This is a genomic window from Anaerolineales bacterium (assembly GCA_016928575.1).
Classification (GTDB): Bacteria; Chloroflexota; Anaerolineae; order Anaerolineales; family RBG-16-64-43; genus JAFGKK01.
This window is the reverse complement of the sequence record JAFGKK010000114.1, coordinates 15,875-30,430: the sequence shown is the minus strand read 5'-3', so window position 1 is coordinate 30,430 and position 14,556 is coordinate 15,875. Positions and strand designations below refer to the sequence as shown.

Genomic DNA, 14,556 nt, shown 5'->3' with positions numbered 1-14,556 from the left:
AGGAGAGGGGGAAGGGGCTAGGGGATAGGGGTGAGGATGGAAAAGAGCAGGATTTCATTTCAGTATTACTGAGGCTGAGCAGATACGTTTTTTTACTTTATATACTGTCTACTTTTTTAGGCGCAACAATTTCTTGGGTTCATACGGAGGTCCCCTCTGTGCGGTTTTCCTATTGCAAGTAAGGATTCCCCAGCCTAGGGAGTTAACGTGTTGAAGAGGAAATGGGATATTGGATTTCATGTATAATCCGTGAAAATCCGTCCCGCATGGAGACGGCTTCCCATAAGGAGGGAGAAATGTCTGAATCCAACGAACTCCGCTTCAGTGCAATTCCGTCCCCTTCCCCATCCGTCCCGCCGGAAAAAACCCGGTTCGGTTGTTTTTCGGTCGGATTGGCGGTGCTCGTGGTGGTTCTTGTCGCGGCCGCCCTTTTCCTCGGCTTCGGGCGCGATATCGATTTGGGCTGGCAGGCAGCCTATTGGTTCACTGAAAACGAGGACCTTCTGCAGTTGATATCCTTGGCGTTGTTATGCCTCGCGCCGCTGGCCGCCGCCGCGGGAACGGTGCTCGGAATCATCGCCGTCGTACGCAAGAACGACCGCCGCGTATTGGGGATCATCGGGCTGCTCCTGGGCGGGCTGTTCACCATCGCCGCGGCGTTTTTCTTTGTGATGATATTAAGCAGCGTGGAATTCGTTTTCTGATCCGCTGCTCTGCAATTGGAAAAAGCAATAGAATCCCCCCCTCCCGGATTCGCAACGGCGAAAGACTGCCCTCGCAACGCGGGGCCGAGGCGGGGCCAGCAACGACATTAAATGCACGACTCCACGGCAACAAGGGAGTCTTCTCATTTTCCTCCTCCCTCTTCCCCTCACCCTCTTCTGGGGCGGTCGAAAAACAGCATAAGGTTGTCATCGGATCGTCATCCCGAGCGAGGCTCGGGACAGGTGTCCGCGCCTGCCCCTAGAAGCGGGGTGTTCGGAGCGGGCATCCAGCCATTCAAACCCTGGATTCCCGCTAAACCCACCCCCGGCGAAGAACACGCCGAGGGCCGGCGCGGGAATGACGGACTATCTCCGGCAGGGAATTTTCCACGAATCCCATTGGCTCACTTTTTAGACAGCCTCAAGACAAACAATCGGCGTTTTTTTGGTTTTTCGTCAGGGTGAGGACGGTCAGGATTTTATCGGATCCTGTGGACGACGCGGAAAAACTGTTTATGCAGGGGAGTCGCGCCTTTCTCAGCACCCCGGTAGTTTTTTTTTTCCTAAAAATCCCATGATCCCGCACCCATCGCACCCCCGGCGGTGTTTATTTCTTTTAATGGCGGGGCGTGGAGGACGGGACGCCGGGAGGCGGAGATGGCCGGGGAACGGGGTTTCGACTACGATTACATCATCGTCGGAAGCGGGTTCGGCGGATCGGTATCCGCCCTGCGGCTTTCCGAGAAGGGCTACAAAGTCCTGGTACTCGAGAAAGGTAAGCGGCTGACCGAAAAGGATTTTCCAAAAACCAACTGGGACCTGCGGCGGTGGCTTTGGCTGCCGCCGCTGCGTTTCTTCGGTTTGTTCCAGATGACCTTTTTCCGCCATGTGACGGTCCTCTCCGGCGCCGGGGTGGGGGGCGGGTCGCTGGTGTACGCCAATACCCTTCCGATACCGAAGCCGTCTTTCTTCAAGGCCGAATCCTGGTCCCACCTGGCGGATTGGGAAAGCGAGCTCGCGGATTTCTACCGCACGGGGTTGAAGATGCTCGGCGCGGTCCCCAATCCGCGGCTGGAGACGGGCGACTGTGCCCTGCAACGACTTTCCCGGCAGATCGGCAAGGAAGACCGCTTCGAGCCGACGACCGTGGCGGTGTTCTACGGCGAGCCGGATTCGGTCGTCCCGGATCCCTACTTCGGCGGAAAAGGCCCGGATCGGGCCGGCTGCAACTTCTGCGGAGGGTGCTTGCTCGGCTGCCGCTTCAACGCCAAGAACTCCCTCGACAAGAATTACCTGTATTTCGCCGAGCGGCACGGAGCCGAGGTGCGGGCTGAATGGGAGGTGGACGACGTCACGCCCTTGAACGGCGGCGACGGGTCGGGAGGATACAAAGTCCATTGGCGGTCTTCCACTGGCCTTGGGAGAAAAAGCGGCGGTGAATGCACCTGCCGCGGAATCGTTTTCTCCGCCGGTGTGCTGGGCACCGTGGATCTGCTCCTGCAGTTGAAGGCGAAATCGCTGCCGCGGCTTTCTGCAAAGATCGGACACGGCGTCCGCACCAATTCGGAAAGCCTGATCGCCGTCACCGCGCCGGACGGGGAGACCGACTTTTCGCAGGGGATCGCCATCGGCTCGATTCTCGATTCCGACGAGCACAGCCACATCGAGCCGGTCCGCTATCCGGCGGGGTCGGGCTTCTGGCGCCTGTTGGCCTGGCCGAGGGTGGGCGGCCGCAACGCGTTCGCCCGCGTGCTGCGGGTGATCGGCGACCTGATCGCCCATCCGGTGCGCAACCTCAAGGTGATTCTCGTCGACGATTGGGCCAAGCGGACCCAAATCCTGCTCTTTATGCAGACGGTCGACAGCCGTTTGCGGCTGACCAAGGGCTTCTTGGGCCTGGCGACCTCGCTCGACGGGGGAAAGCGGCCGACCGCCTGCATCCCGGAGGCGGATGCGTTGGCCGAGGGCTTCGCGCGGATCGTCAATGGCAAACAGTGCGCCCTGCTCACCGAAACCCTGCTCGGCAGCCCGACCACGGCCCACATCCTGGGCGGCTGCGTGATGGGCAAGGACCGGGAAGAGGGCGTGATCGACAAAGACAACCTCGTGTTCGGCTACGAGAACATGCTCGTCTGCGACGGCTCGATGATCTCCGCCAATCCCGGCGTCAATCCGTCGCTGACGATCCTGGCGCTGGCGGAGAGGGCGATGAGCAAGATCCCGGAAAAGGCGGGACGCGGAGCGTCATCCTGAAGGCGTGCTTTTCACCCGAAGGATCAGGTCTCTTCGTGCGCACAACTCGCGGCTTCAGAGTGACAGGGGCGCGGATGACCCCGCGGCCGCAGAGTAATAGGATGGCGGGTGTCATTCCCGAGTGTTCTAATCGGGAATCCAGGGGTGTGGAAGAGGGGAGGCCCGCGAACTACACCCCGCTTCGCAGGCCTGACCCGCTGTGAGCTCAGGCGCGGGCAAGACGATCCGTTTGGCAAATTCGGCGACTCGTCGGCAACCGACAAGGAATTATGGAGTGAGCGATGGAAGAAGCTCTACTGGAACCGATCGTCATGGATAAAGCCGAACCGATTCAATCGGTGAATCCGAACACCGGCGAAATCCTCGGGAGCGTGCCGGTCTGCGGGGAAGGCGAAGTCCGGGAGGCGGTGGGGCGGGCGCGGGCCGCCCAACCGGATTGGGCCGCGCGGACTTTGGCGGAGCGGGTCCGGATGATGCGGCGGATCCAGGAAGCGCTGGTGGACCGCGCCGACGAGATCACTTCTCTCGTTTCGCGGGAGATGGGGAAAAGCGAAACCGAAACGATCATCGGCGACGTGCTGCTCGTGCTCACCAGCCTGACCGGCTACATCAACCTGGCGCCCAAGGTCCTGCGGGTCCGGCGGCAGAGCCAGGGCCTGCTGCACATCACCAAATGCACCTACGTGGTCCCCGAGCCGCTGGGAGTGGTGGCGGTGATCTCCCCCTACAACTTCCCCGTCCTGCTGACGATGCAAACGGCGTTCGCGGCGCTCCTGGCGGGCAACGCCGTGGTCCACAAGCCGTCGGAGTACGCGTCGCTCACGGCGCTGAGGCTCCGGGAAATTTTGCTGGGCTCCGGCTTGCCGGAGGATCTCTTCCAGGTGGTGACGGGCGGAGGGCGGACCGGCTGGGCCTTGGCGAACGCCGGCGTGGATCACATCGCCTTCACCGGCGGCTGCGCGGCCGGGCGCAAGCTGGCGCAAGCCGCGGGCGCGCAGCTGATCCCCGCCACGCTTGAGCTCGGCGGCAACAACGCGATGATCGTCTTCGACGATGCGCCCCTGGCGCGGACGGTGGACGGGGCGCTGACCTACGCCTACATCGCCAACGGCCAGGTGTGCGGCTCGGTGGCGCGGATCTACGTCCACGAGGCTGTCGCCGACGAGTTCCTCCGCCGGCTGAAGGCGCGCGCGGCCGAGTGGAAGGTTTCGACCGAGACCGCGCCCGGGGCGAGCGACGTGACCGCGCTGATCCACGCGGACCTCCTGGCGCGGGTGGAGGGCCACGTACGCGAAGCGGTGGCGGACGGGGCGCGGGTGCTCACCGGCGGCGGCCGGCTGGCAGGAACGGCCGCACCGGTTTACAGGCCGACGATCCTGGTGGACACCCGGCCGGAGATGGCGGTGGTGCGCGAGGAAAGCTTCGGCCCGCTCCTTTGCGTGATCCGGGTGCAGGACGACGAGGAAGCCGTCCGCCTGGCCAACGACACGGAGTACGGGTTGACCGCCAGCGTTTGGTCGCGGAGCGACGAGCGGGCTTGGCGCGCGGCCAGAAAATTAAAGGTGGGCACCGTGGCGGTGAACGATCATCTGTGGCCGTTCTTCGCGCCCGAGGTCCCGTGGGGCGGGGTCAAAGCCAGCGGCCTGGGCCGCATCGGCGGCGAGTGGGGGCTGCGGGCGATGACCTACCCGAAGGTCGTCAGCTACGACCGGATTAACCTGCCGCGCGAGTTCTATTGGTCGCCCAGGGCGGCCTGGGTCCACGAGTTTTTCCGCCAGGCCGTCCCGCTGTTGTATTCGCGCCGGATCGGGAGGAAACTGAAGGCGCTGGGGCGGCTGATGCGGATGGCGGGACGACCGTTTGCCGGTTGATCGGCAATCCCCATTGGGAGTATTCCAAAACCGTCAATTGAGAAAGTGCGTTGTCAGGACAGGTCATCCCAATGGGGTTGTTCAGCCATTAAATGATCCGCCAATAAAGCCGATTGATCCTTGATGCTTCACCATCCCATCCTGCCTCCCCTCAACCCCTCCTTCCTCCCCGCACCGCGGGAAGGAAGGAGGGGGCATCTATTTCCGGCAAGCAAGCCACTTCTATTGGGGGAGGTCGGATGGGATGGACCTCCATCCGGAAATTATTCATCGTGATTGGGGAGGGAAAAGGGACGATAACGGCAGGGAGTACGGGAGAGGGCGGCGGGGGCGCGCCTTGCAGTACGGCATTCCCAAGCCGCCGCGCTTATCGGCGTTTTTTCCGGGGGGCTTGCGTATCCGTGTGCGCGACTCGCGTACAATTAAACCTGATATCGCCCGGCTGCGAAATGTGGATTTCAACCTCGAATGCTTGTGGATGCGGATAAAAGAAAAAATGGATAAATCCATTCGCCTGGAATTGAGCCGATATTCCGAAATCCGCGAGCCGGAATTCCTGGATTACGTTCGAGATTGGGAGAAAACCGGCGAAGAGTTTGTCCCCTCCACCGTGGATCCGAAAGGGCGGACGTTCGCGGAAATCATGCGTGCATGGGAAAGGGAGGAGACGGAGGACATCCGCCGCTCCGGCTTCGTCCCGGCGACTCTGTATTTCCTGACCGGCGGCGGCGGGCGGATCCTCGGCGCGATCCACTTCCGCCATGAATTGAACGATACGCTCATGCGCCGGGGAGGGCATATCGGATACGGGATCCGCCAGTCGGAGCGGCGGAAGGGGTATGCCACGGCCATGCTGCGGCAACTCCTCGAGGACGTTCCATCCAAGGGCTGCCGCAAGGTTCTGCTCACCTGCGGCGACGGCAACCTTGGGTCGATCGGGGCGATCGAGCGCTGCGGCGGGGTATTGGAAAACAAGGCGGAGCGGGAAGGGGAAATCCTCCGCCGGTATTGGATAACCCTTGCCGGAGGGGGGTGAGTCTCCGCGGAGGCGGGGATTCCGCCGGCGGAATCCGACGCAAGTCTCCGAATTCCCATTCCGTTCGCCTCCCGCCTTTTCACCCTCCATTCCGCGGCGGCGAAGGTTTTACAATGCACGCCGGGAGGGGCCATTCCGCGATATGAATCCAATTACGCTATCCAAATCCGCCGCGCGCAGAATCATGCTCGACGCGCAACTTCTTCACGGGCCGCCCGGCATGGCTTCGGGAACGGACGGCGCCTCCCGGATCATCGAGCGGCTCGGCTATGTCCAGATCGACACGATCCACGTGGTCGAGCGCGCCCACCATCACGTGCTGTGGACGCGGATGCCCGGCTATGGCGGAGAACTGCTGCACGAGCTGCAGGCCGTCCGGCGCGGAGTGTTTGAATATTGGGCCCGCGCGATGGCCTACCTGCCGATGCGGGATTACCGTTTTTCGATTCTCCGCATGCGCCAGTTCCGCCGTCCGGACCACCCTCGACGGACATGGATCGAAGCGCGGCAGAAGCTTCCCCTGGAAACGGTGATGAACCGGATCCGCGCGGAGGGGCCGCTGAGCGCCAAGGATTTCGCCCATCCGCGCGAGCGGAAACGCGGACCGTGGTGGGATTGGAAGCCGGCGAAATCGGCGCTCGAATTGCTCCTCTGGCAGGGCGAACTGATGGTCGCCGAGCGCCGCAACTTCCAGAAGGTATACGACCTGACCGAACGGGTCCTCCCGTCGGGAACCGACACGCGCCTGCCGGACGAGCGGGAGACGGCCGAGCACCTTATCCGGCGCGCGCTGGGCGCGATGGGGATCGCCGAGGCGCGGGAAATCGACGAATACCTTCAGCCGGCGGCCGCCCGGGATTCGGTATTCCGGGTCGTATCCTGGGACCGCCTGACCCGCACGATCGACGAGCTGGCCGAGGACGGGGCGGTGGTTCCCGTGCTCGTCGAAGGCGACCGGGAAAAAACGCATTATGCGCTTTCCGGAGCGGCGGAAAGGTCCGCCGGAACGCCCAAAGCGAAGGCGGCGGTGCGTCTGCTTTCGCCGTTCGACAATCTCGTCATTCAGCGCGACCGCACCGATCGGTTTTTCGATTACCAATGCACGCTGGAATGCTATACGCCGGCCGCCAAACGGATCCACGGATATTTCGTCCTGCCGGTCCTGTTCGGCGAGAGGCTTGTCGGCCGAGTCGATCCGCAGGCGGATCGCAAATCCGGGAGGCTGATCCTGCGCAGCGTCGAGCTCGAGGAGGATTTCCAGCCGACCGGCGCTTTTCTGGCGGAGTTCGCCAAGGCCGCCGCCGCGTACGCAAAATTCAACCGGTGCAATGCGGTAGTGTTGGGGAAGGTCCGGCCGGCCAAGTGGAAGCCGGCTTTGCGGGACAGGCTGAAAACCATTTTTTAATCCGATGCTGTTGGCTATCGGGCTTGGCCGAGTATCTGGCGCGGAACACCGAAAAAGCGGTGCGCTTTTTTTTCAACTTCCCCATAATCTCCACGGAGGACACGGAGCAACACGGATATAATTCATTTTTTCTCCGTGCGGCTCCGTGTTCTCCGTGGATGGTGAATTGGGAGGGAGGAAATATTTCTAATGAATCCACTCTCTCCGACGCTCCGCTGTGCCGGAAGTAGAATCGGGATTGCCTGGAAACGGGGCGGAAAATGTTTACCAACTTTCCCATAATCTCCGCGGAGGACACGGAGCAACACGGATATAATTCATTTTTTCTCCGTGCGGCTCCGTGTTCTCCGTGGATGGTGAATTGGGAGGGAGGGGATGTTTCTGCGGAACTCGCTCTCTTCGGCGCTCCGCTGTGCCGGATGTAGAATCAGGATTGCTTTACAATCCGGCGGATTTTTCCATGAAAGGGTTTCCAGAATGAAGATCGCCACCTTTAACTGCAATTCTGTCCGGATGCGGATCGACCAGATCGTCCGCTGGTTGAAGCGCGAGCGGCCCGACATCCTCTGCCTGCAGGAGACCAAAGTCCAAGATTCCGACTTCCCGCAGGCGGCCTTCGACAAGGCCGGGTATTACGTCGTCTTCCGCGGGCAGAAGGCCTACGCCGGGGTGGCCGTCGTGAGCCGCGAAGAAACGAGCGATATTCTCTTCGGCATCGACGACGGCGGAGAGCCGGATGAGGCCAGGCTGATCCAGTTGCGCGCCGCCGGCGTGACTGTGATCAACACCTACGTGCCCCAGGGGCGCTCGGCTGACAGCGAACACTTCGCCTACAAGCTGGAGTGGCTGGCGCGCTTCCACCGGCTGCTCGAGCGGCGCTTCGCGCCAAACGATAGGCTCGTGTGGTGCGGGGACCTCAACGTCGCGCCCGAGCCGATCGACCTCCACGATCCGAAGGCCAACAAGGACCACGTGGATTTCCATCCGTTGGCGCGCGAGGCGCTGGAGAACGTGCGCGCCTGGGGGCTGGCGGACGTGTTCCGCCGGCTGCACCCGGACGAGCCCGGCCACTACACCTTCTGGGATTACCGGGTGGCGAATGCGGTCAAACGCAACATCGGCTGGCGCGTGGACCACATCTGGGCCACCGAACCGGTTGCCCTCCGGGCGGCCAAGGCCTGGATCGACGTCAAGGCGCGCAAGGTCAAACGCCCTTCGGATCACACGTTTCTCGTCGCCGAGTTCGCCGATTGATTTATGCGATTAATATCTTTTTTGGGGGGGCGGCAAGGTGTTGAAAAAGCCGGTCGACCCGGACCCGCTTCGTGGAGTGAGGGCGGGGATGCGCCTCGAAAAACTCCGCGGCTGCTCAACCGCCTCTTCGACCGCGAGGATGGGATCAACAGACGATGGCTTGCCTCCAAACGGAACGCCTGAATCTTTTCCCCCTTTCCCCGGATCAACTGCGGCAGTATCAGGAGGATCCGGAATCGCTGGAGGCGGATCTCGGCCTTGCCCTCTCCCGCGCGCTTCTCTCCGAGCGAGTCCGCCGGGCGATCGGGATGAAGCTGGAGAAAATGGCGCGCGCCGGGCCGGAAGCAATTCCCTGACTCATCTACTGGCTGTTGGTCGTCCGCACCGCACCCTTCGGCGCCGGATTGGCGGGTTTCAATGGCCGCCCCGACGAACGCGGGGAAGCGGAGATCGGATACGGGATCGACGAGGCGTTTCGGGGGAAGGGTTATAAGACCGGAGTGATAAAGCGGATGACGGCCTGGGTCTACGCGGATCCTTCGTGCCGGGCGGTCGTCGCCCGGGGGGTCGAGAAATCCAACGCCGCCTCGCGGCGGGTTCTTGCGAAGGCCGGCTTCCGTCCTTATGAAGAAACGAAAAACAGCCTCTCCTACCGGGTCCGCAGGGAGGATGTCCCCTCCGCCGGCCGGGACCGGGCGGAGGCGGAGCCGTAACCGGAGGCTTCCAGGCGTAGTAGCGCGGCTTTTCTTGCAGAGCCCGGTCAGAAATTAAACGTATCCGGATCCGGCCCGACCCGTTTTCCCGCATCGAGCGAATCCAGGAGCTGCATATCTTCTTCGGAGAGTTCGAAATCGAAGATCCTGGCGTTCTCGGCGATGCGCTCTCTGCGGACGGATTTGGGAATGGTGACCACTTCGTGCTGGAGGTCCCAGCGCAGGACGATCTGGGCCGGGGTCCGGCCGTACTTCCCGGCCAGCGTTTGCACGGCTTCTTCTGCGAAGATCCGCCCCTGCATCAGCGGGCTCCAGGCCTCCAATTGGATCCGATGGTTCCGGCAAAAAGCCAACAATTCGGGTTGAAGCAGGAGCGGATGGAATTCCACCTGATTCACGGCGGGAGTCGTGCCGCCCTCGCGCAGAATGTCCTCCAGGTGATGGACGAGGAAATTGCTGACGCCGACCGCCTTGGCCCGGCCGCTTTGGTGGATCCGCTCCATCGCCCGCCACGTCTCCAGGTAACAGCCCTGCACCGGCCAATGGACCAGGTACAAATCCACGTATTCCATGTCCAGGCGGTCCAAACTTTCTTCGAACGCCCCCGCAGTCCGCTTGGCGCGCTGGTCCTCGTTCCAGACCTTGGTGGTGAGGAAAATTTCCCCTCGCGGAATCCCGCTTTCGCGGATCGCCTTGCCGACCCCGCGTTCGTTCCCGTAGAGGGCGGCCGTATCGATGCTGCGGTAGCCGCAATCCAGCGCGCAACGGACCGCCTCTTCCACTTCGCGGCCGTCGCTGACCTTAAACACGCCGAACCCCAGCCAGGGCATTTTTAAACCGTTGTTCAACAGGGCGCAATCTTTTATGCTGTTTATCATCGTCCGCGTCTCCTTTCGAACCGCCGCGTTCAATCTTGCGCGGTTCCGCGTCCGGGATGTCCGGGCGGTGCCGGGTTCAGTATACATCATCCGCAATTTTTATTTTTTTCTTTTGCAGGAGGATGATTGCCCCGCGCCGTCCACGCCCTTGCGCGGCAGATCTTTGCCGTAGAGGGAGTATCCCGCTTCGTTGGGGGCGAATTCGACCGCCGGCCGGATCGTTCCGGAGGCGTCGGATTCGAGCGCGACGGTGACGGTCATGGATTTTTCAGCGTAAACGGTTAATTCGACCGATCTGGACGGATGGAGAACCGGCAATCCCACCAAGCGATTGCCGCCGGAAAATTGCAAATGACTTTCGGGATAGGCTTTTTCCTTGCGGCTTCATCCGCGCGCCGAAGGATATTCGACCCGCGACCGTATGCTATTATGGTTTGGATGGGTTGCGCGCGTCCGCAAGCGCCGGGCATCCGATCGATCCGGTGATCGCCGGATCGGGCGCGTCCCCGGGCCGGAGCGGGTTGCGCAGGATCAAAGAAAACCGCGGGCCGTTAACCGGTTTGCGGGATTCCTCCGGCCGCCGCCGCGCGCATTCCGCCGCGTCCTGCGCGGAAATCCTCCGGCGGCGCGGGCGCCCGGACGCGGTTGGAATTCAAAGGAAAACCGGAGCAAAGGCGGATATCATACCGTCGGGAGGGTGAAGCGCCATGGACGATCGACTGCTGGTGCTGCAGATGTCAGCCTGGATGGAGGAACACCTGACCGACGCCGACTCCGGCCGGGAACTGGCGGCGGTCATGGGCTATTCCGAGAACCGCCTGCGGCAGAAGTTCTACAACGTCACCGGCGAAACCCCCTCGGGCTACCTTCGGAAGCGGCGCCTGACCGAGGCGGCCCGGGCGCTGATGGCCGGCGAACGCATCGTCGACGCCGCGCTGCGGTTCGGCTACAGCTCCCAAGACAACTTCACCACCGCATTCAAGGCCTGGTTTGGGATCACCCCGGGGGAACTCCAGACCATGGACCGCAAACAGCGTTTGTTCATCGCCCGGATGAAGGAGCCGCTGAACATCATGGAATTGAAAAACCTCAAACAAAACGACCTGTGCACCACCCTGATGGGGTGCATGAAGGGCGCCTCGGATTTCTACGACCTGGATTGGACCAACGCCCAACTGTTCGGATACAGCACCCACGCGTTCATGATCAACATCCACAAGGACCTTTGCCCCAGTTCGCCCTACGCCTGGAAGAAGGATTCTCTCTGGCTGGCGATGCGGAATATGGGGATCCGCAAGGCCGGTACGGTCAGCCTGAAGAAGGGGTCGCCGGCGGCGGAACGGGCCGAAGCGGAGATGAAACTCCGCGCCCACCTCGACGCGGGCAAACTCTGCGTCCTGGATTTCCTCGAACACCAGCTCATCTCCGGCTACGACACCCAGGGCTTCATTTTTCTCCAGCCCTGGCAAGGGGGGTCCACGGTCGAACTGCCTTCCCTGACCTTCGGCAGTTGGAAGGAGGCCTTCGAGCGCGAGGACTGGATCATGTTCACCTTGCTGGAAAAGGACGACCTGCGGGCCGACGAGCCGGCCCTCCTGCGCTCCGCGCTCGCCGTCGCGATCCGCATGCGGACTTCACCGGAGGAATTCCAAATTCCATACTATCAATCCGGCGACGGCGCCTGGGAGTGGTGGCTGGCGGGAATCGAGAGGGGATTGGGAGCCTCGCACGGCCACTGGTGGAGCGGGATGGTCTGGAAGGAATGCCGCAACCTGGCTTCCGGTTTTTTCGACGGACTCGCCGGATCCATGAAGCCGGGCAAACCGGCGGACTTGTGCCGCGAACTGTCGGGCCTCTACCGGGAGTGCGGGTCGCAGTTGGACATCGCCAAGGATAAGGATGCGCCCGCGGAAAAGCAGAAAGCCGCCCTGACCAAAGGGCGGGAGCTGGACCGCCGGTGCGCGGATGCGATGAAGGATCTGCTCGCGGCAGTGGTGTGATCCTCATCCAACCATTTCTCCCCCTCGCGAATCCTCCGCGGCTTGCCGATTGGATCCGTGAGGTTTTTTTTACGGAAACATGTGTTTATGGAACAGAGAAGATCGACAATGTCCTCCGGCGAGACCGATCCGTTCAATCCTTGGTGCAACTTCGCGCAAGATGAATCGGTCCGGCAAACGCCATCCTATCCCGCCTCCCCCTTTCGGTTCTATTTTGTCGCACTTCTTCCGTATCCCCTCCTCCCTTCCCGTATCACGGGAAGGGAGGAGGGGATGGAGGGAGGTGGGATGGGATGGAACTGAATTCATTTGGAAGTTCCCGACGCGGCCGGACGGTTTGGTGCGTTTGTGCTATGATGCCGATAATGAAAAAAGCGACAGCGTTGCCGGCGGTGATGCTGATCTTCTCCTGTACGGCTTGCCGCGGTAAGGCCGAGTACGCCCCGGATGTTTCCGCCCTGGAATGGGGCGAGGTCTCCCATGGGCTGAGGGTCTCACTCGACGTTCCCGATCCGCGGTTTGAAAAGGGGGAATCCGCGTTCGTATATGTCATCCTCGAAAAAACCTTTCCGGGGGAAATGGATCTTTCCGCCATTCCCGCCTTCGTTCTCGGCGACATGCGCTATTGGTGCCCGGTGGATCTTGCCGGGGACGGGCTGCCCCTGCCGGCCAATGCCGAAGTGCGGATCCTTCTGCGGGACGGGGAGCCTTGGGTCCGGCGGATGGACCTCTCGAAGCTTTCCTGCGAGGAAGCCTATTCCTCCCGCTGGCCGGCGGCGGGTTTTTATTCGATTCTCCCGGCGGGAAAAAACAACCTGCGGTTGGATTTCGAAGTCGTCGGCGGCATGGGCGGTGATCGGATCCGGTCGAACGAAGTGACGGTGGAAATCTCGCCCTGATTTGGGCGTTGCCGGGCGGAGACGCCCGCTTTGGAGCGGCGGATCCGGCATTCCGCCTACCGCCGCGTCCACCGGAAGACCGTTCGGATCGGGGCCATCCATCCGCGGAAGGAGCAATGCGATGAACGCCTTGTGGTTGGCGGAACAACGCGCCTTCATCCGGTTTCTGGATTACCCGGGGGAGGAACCCGCGCTGGTGTTGTTGCACGGCTTGGGATCGGCCTCGACCGCGGATTTCGCCGGCCTGGCCCGTGATCCTGTCCTCTCTCGTTTCCGTCTGATCCTCCCCGACTTTCTCGGCTTCGGGTACAGCGACCGGCCGGAGGATTTCGATTACTCGCTGGAGGGGCACGCGCAAACCGTTTCGGCCGTTCTGCGGCATCTCGGCCTTGCGACGGCGAACGTCTTCGGGCACAGCATGGGCGGCTCCGTGGCCGTAGTGCTGGCCGCGGCGCATCCGGAACAGGTCCGCCGGCTCGTGTTGGCGGAAGCCAACCTGGATCCGGGTGTCGGAGGGGCGAGCAAGACGATCGCCGCGCAGACGGAAGAGGAATACCTCGCCGGAGGCCACGCGCTTTTCCTGCGCGCCATGGCGGCGGAAATCGGAAAATCGCCGAGCGCCGCCTGCTTCGCCGGCGCGCTGAAGGCGGCCGATCCGCTGGCCGTTCACCGCAGCGCCGCCGGCTTGATCCACGGCGCCGTCCCTTCCCAGCGGCGATTGTTCCTCGCGATGAAGATCCCGCGCGCCTTCCTCTTCAGCGCCGAATCCCGTTCCGATCCGGATGTCGAGATTTTGCGAGGCGGGGGGATCGATGTTTTCATCGTCCCCAATTCCGGACATGGAATGATGCATGATAACCCGGAGGGTTTCCGGCAGGCGCTGGCCCGGTCGTTCGATCTATAGCAAGCCGGAGAGGAGGCTTCCGGAAGGAGGGCCGGGCACATCGCAATCCATCCCGGGCGGGGAATTCGCAAGCCCGGCCTGGCGCAAGGCGCCCGAATGGCGGAAGTCTATCCGCAAATTGCGGCAAGGATCAGGAGGAAGGGGATGCCGGAGACCTTTACAGAGGGAATGCTCTGTCCGGCGATCGCCGCCGCGGCGGCTTTTCTCCTCGCGGCGATTTTCATCGCGGGTTCCATCCGCGTCGTCCCCGAGGAGAAGCGAATCCGCATTGACCGGCTCACAGGTTCCTGGGGGAGAAAGGTCCCGGGCCGGTCCTGTTGATCCCGTTTATCGATCTGGGCCTCGTCGTCGACGCGGCCGACCGCTTTAAAATGGTCCGGACGCGGTCGATTGATGCAGGCTTGCAGGGGGAAACCTTGACCCCGGTGCGCACGGACGGAAGCGTGCTGATCCGCGGAGAGACCTGGAACGCCTTCAGCAAGGAATTCATCCCCGGGGGGGAAAAGGTGCGCGTCGTCGGGATCCGGGTGGAGGTTGAGAGAATCCGGCAATTGCCGGAATAGCTGGGGGTTGGTGCCGCCGGCCAATCGGGAGGGAAGCGGACGCGGGCGGGAGGCGGCCTGCGGAGGGGGCGCGGAG

At 62.3% G+C, this 14,556-nt stretch carries 14 protein-coding genes; 12 read left to right on the top strand and 2 right to left on the bottom strand.

What is annotated here, in order from left to right:
* Window positions 1–296 precede the first annotated feature (296 nt).
* From JW929_14020 to JW929_13985, 8 genes are all read left to right on the top strand, one after another.
* Window positions 297–704, top strand: a complete 408-nt coding sequence (locus JW929_14020) for a hypothetical protein (protein ID MBN1440522.1) — start codon at window positions 297–299, stop codon at window positions 702–704.
* Between the two features lie 657 nt (window positions 705–1,361).
* The gene (locus JW929_14015; protein ID MBN1440521.1) at window positions 1,362–2,957 is read left to right on the top strand and encodes a GMC family oxidoreductase; all 1,596 of its coding nucleotides are present in this window, start codon (window positions 1,362–1,364) and stop codon (window positions 2,955–2,957) included.
* A 281-nt stretch (window positions 2,958–3,238) separates the two neighbouring features.
* Window positions 3,239–4,828 carry an aldehyde dehydrogenase family protein gene (locus JW929_14010; protein ID MBN1440520.1) on the top strand — a complete coding sequence of 530 codons (1,590 nt, stop codon included), beginning with the start codon at window positions 3,239–3,241 and terminating at the stop codon, window positions 4,826–4,828.
* Window positions 4,829–5,324: 496 nt separating this feature from the next.
* On the top strand, window positions 5,325–5,864 hold the full coding sequence (locus JW929_14005) for a GNAT family N-acetyltransferase (GenBank protein ID MBN1440519.1): 540 nt from the start codon (window positions 5,325–5,327) through the stop codon (window positions 5,862–5,864).
* A 142-nt stretch (window positions 5,865–6,006) separates the two neighbouring features.
* The gene (locus JW929_14000) at window positions 6,007–7,269 is read left to right on the top strand and encodes a YcaQ family DNA glycosylase (GenBank protein ID MBN1440518.1); all 1,263 of its coding nucleotides are present in this window, start codon (window positions 6,007–6,009) and stop codon (window positions 7,267–7,269) included.
* A 477-nt stretch (window positions 7,270–7,746) separates the two neighbouring features.
* Window positions 7,747–8,523 (top strand): exodeoxyribonuclease III, encoded by a 777-nt coding sequence (gene xth / locus JW929_13995; GenBank protein MBN1440517.1) that lies wholly within the window; start codon window positions 7,747–7,749, stop codon window positions 8,521–8,523.
* 155 nt (window positions 8,524–8,678) lie between these two features.
* The gene (locus JW929_13990) at window positions 8,679–8,879 is read left to right on the top strand and encodes a hypothetical protein (protein MBN1440516.1); all 201 of its coding nucleotides are present in this window, start codon (window positions 8,679–8,681) and stop codon (window positions 8,877–8,879) included.
* A 48-nt stretch (window positions 8,880–8,927) separates the two neighbouring features.
* Entirely contained in the window at window positions 8,928–9,236 is a 309-nt protein-coding gene (locus JW929_13985) for a GNAT family N-acetyltransferase (GenBank protein MBN1440515.1), read from the top strand.
* A 47-nt stretch (window positions 9,237–9,283) separates the two neighbouring features.
* On the opposite strand, the gene JW929_13980 is transcribed toward JW929_13985, so the two are convergent.
* Together JW929_13980 and JW929_13975 are read right to left on the bottom strand one after the other, a co-directional pair.
* A complete protein-coding gene (locus JW929_13980; GenBank protein ID MBN1440514.1) occupies window positions 9,284–10,114 on the bottom strand; it encodes an aldo/keto reductase in 831 nt (276 codons plus the stop codon).
* Window positions 10,115–10,213: 99 nt separating this feature from the next.
* Entirely contained in the window at window positions 10,214–10,375 is a 162-nt protein-coding gene (locus JW929_13975) for a hypothetical protein (protein ID MBN1440513.1), read from the bottom strand.
* Window positions 10,376–10,821: 446 nt separating this feature from the next.
* Here JW929_13975 and JW929_13970 point away from each other — a divergent pair, with 446 nt between their 5' ends.
* The 4 genes from JW929_13970 to JW929_13955 all read left to right on the top strand — a co-directional run bounded on the left by JW929_13970 (window position 10,822) and on the right by JW929_13955 (window position 14,480).
* Window positions 10,822–12,114 carry a helix-turn-helix transcriptional regulator gene (locus tag JW929_13970; GenBank protein ID MBN1440512.1) on the top strand — a complete coding sequence of 431 codons (1,293 nt, stop codon included), beginning with the start codon at window positions 10,822–10,824 and terminating at the stop codon, window positions 12,112–12,114.
* A 365-nt stretch (window positions 12,115–12,479) separates the two neighbouring features.
* Window positions 12,480–13,013 carry a hypothetical protein gene (locus JW929_13965; GenBank protein MBN1440511.1) on the top strand — a complete coding sequence of 178 codons (534 nt, stop codon included), beginning with the start codon at window positions 12,480–12,482 and terminating at the stop codon, window positions 13,011–13,013.
* A gap of 121 nt (window positions 13,014–13,134) precedes the next feature.
* Complete coding sequence (locus JW929_13960; protein ID MBN1440510.1) at window positions 13,135–13,917, top strand: alpha/beta fold hydrolase; 783 nt, start codon at window positions 13,135–13,137, stop codon at window positions 13,915–13,917.
* A gap of 317 nt (window positions 13,918–14,234) precedes the next feature.
* Window positions 14,235–14,480 (top strand): hypothetical protein, encoded by a 246-nt coding sequence (locus tag JW929_13955; protein MBN1440509.1) that lies wholly within the window; start codon window positions 14,235–14,237, stop codon window positions 14,478–14,480.
* The last annotated feature ends 76 nt before the right edge of the window (window positions 14,481–14,556 follow it).